General features: G+C 72.5%; 1 protein-coding gene and 1 pseudogene. Both read right to left on the bottom strand.

Features of this window, described 5'->3' with window-relative positions; all coding sequences use genetic code 11:
* Nucleotides 1-1,633 (bottom strand): annotated as a pseudogene (locus AB8Z36_RS36535) (alkaline phosphatase D family protein); the annotation flags it as partial.
* 96 nt (nt 1,634-1,729) lie between these two features.
* The coding region (locus tag AB8Z36_RS36530) for an HNH endonuclease family protein (RefSeq protein ID WP_369217691.1) at nt 1,730-2,288 on the bottom strand (559 nt) is incomplete at its 5' end.

Here is a 2,288-nt window from a genome sequence, read left to right as displayed (position 1 = left end):
GCTCATGACGCTGACGCTGCACGGCCGTACCGCCCGCGCCTGGTCGAGGCGGAGGCGGGCGGAACGGCCGTGCAGCGTCAGCGTCATGAGCTGGTTGCCGCACCACGGTCCGCCCGTCCTGCGCCAGTCGATGCCCGCCTGCGTCCCGGCTCCAGCCGAAGCGGAAACCGAGCTTCAGCGCCGACGGGATCGAGTTGTGCACGGGCGAGCAGGTGAGCTGGAGCACGCGGGCCGCGGGTCCTTCGCCCCGCGGCCAGGCGGGCTCGGCGACATAGGCGTGGTGGACGTCGCCGGAGAGTACGCACACCGTCGCGGGGGCGTCGGGGCCCGAACCCGCCTCCGCGATCAGCGCGGTGAGCGCCTCGAAGGACGCGGGGAACGCCGACCAGTGCTCCAGGTCCGAGCGCCTGCGCAGGTTCTCGCCGAACCGGGCCCAGCGCTCGCCGCGTTCACCCCGGCACAGCGCGGCGTTCCACCCCTCGGCGTCATGGATGAGGTGGGGCAGCAGCCACGGCAGCGAACTCCCGATGAGGAGGTGGTCGTAGCCGCCGGGGTTCTCCAGGGCCTGTTCCCGGAGCCAGCGCGCCTCCTTGGGGTCGACCATGGCCCGCTCGCCCTCGGCGAGGACGCGGGCCGCGCGGGTGTCGACCATCAGCAGCCGCACGCGGCCGAAGTCCCTGCGGTAGCTCCAGCGCACCGCCGCCGCGTCCGCGTCGGAGGCGGCGGCGAAGGCGCGCAGCGCGTCCGTGCCGTCGGGCGTCGCGCGCACCGAGGCGTAGACGGCGTCGTGTTCGAGCTCGTCGGGGCGGAGATTGCCGATGTGCTGGTGGACCCAGTACGACATGAGGCCGCTCAGGACGCGCTCGCGCCACCAGGGCGTGGCCCGCATCTCGGCGAGCCAGGCCGCGCTGGTGTTCCAGTCGTCTATGACGTCGTGGTCGTCGAAGATCATGCAGCTCGGCACGGTGGACAGCAGCCAGCGGACCTCGGGGTCGAGCCACGACTCGTAGTAGAGGCGGGTGTACTCCTCATAGTCCGCGACCTGGTGCCACGGCGGCTCCGAGGTGTCCCTGCGGGCCGCCAGCCAGCGCCGGGTGGCCTTGGACGTCTGGTCCGCGTACACCTGGTCGCCGAGGAGCAGCAGGACGTCGGGGCGCTCGGCGGCCGGGTCCGCGGCGATCCGGGCGGCGAGCGTGTCCAGGGCGTCGGGCCCCACGGGGTCGTCCTCGCCGGAGGGCGGCGCCGACCAGCGGCAGGAGCCGAACGTCACCCGCAAGCCGGTGCCGCCGTCGTCGGCGGGCGTGCGGATGGTGCTCGCGGGGAACGGCGACCCGGGCGGCGGCCAGACCTGGTCCGCCCCGCCGTTCCCGGCGCCGTTCCCCGCATTGTGCCCGGCGCCGTCTTCGGAACCTCCGGTGAGCAGCACCTCGTACGCCGTCTCGGTGCCCGACGTCAGGCCGATGACCGGGATCAGCGCGTAGTGGTGTCCGGCGACCTGGAAGGTGCGCGCCGAGCCGCGCGCGCCGTCCGCGCAGCGCACCTCGGCGGCGCAGGGCCGGTCGGTCTCGACCCAGACGGTCGCCGTGGAGCCGTCGACATACCTCAGCAGTGGTCCAAGGCGCAGCCGTGCCACAGATGATCACCCTCTTCCGTCGCCCCGTACGGTACGGAACGACGGAAGAGGGCGGGGCGGTTCCGCCCATTCCCGCCGAGGTGCCGTGCGGCGGCGTCAGCAGCCGTTGAGGACCGACGCCAGCTTGCTCTTCTCCTCGGTGTTCACGGTGAGCTTGTAGTGGTGCTTCACGTCCACCCACATACGGACGTAGTAGCAGTGGTACGACGTGGTCGGCGGCATCCACTTCGCCGGGTCCTTGTCGCCCTTGGCCTGGTTGACGTTGTCCGTGACGGCGATGAGCTGGGGCCGGGTCAGGTCGTTGGCGAAACCTTCCCGCTGGGCGTTGGTCCAGCCGTTGGCGCCGGACTTCCAGGCCTCGGAGAGCGGTACGACGTGGTCGATGTCGACGTCGGACGCGGCGGTCCAGCTCCCCCCGTCGTACGGGGACTTCCAGGTGCCGGAGACGGCGGCGCAGCTGGAGTCCTGCTGGACGTTGGTGCCGTCGCGCTTGAGGACGACCTCGCGGGTGTTGCACGCGCCGGACTGGGTGCTCCAGTGCGGGAACTTGTCGCGGCTGTAGCCGTCGGAGGAACCTTCCGCCTTGACCGTCAGCTCACCGAGGTAGGCGCGGGCGGTGGCGGCGCTGACCGGGGCCGGGGGAGCGGCCTGGGCG

Source organism: Streptomyces flavofungini (assembly GCF_041028215.1).
GTDB classification, from domain to species: domain Bacteria; phylum Actinomycetota; class Actinomycetes; order Streptomycetales; family Streptomycetaceae; genus Streptomyces; species Streptomyces flavofungini_B.
Note: the sequence above shows the minus strand (reverse complement) of the source record. Positions and strands in the feature narration are given on the sequence as shown.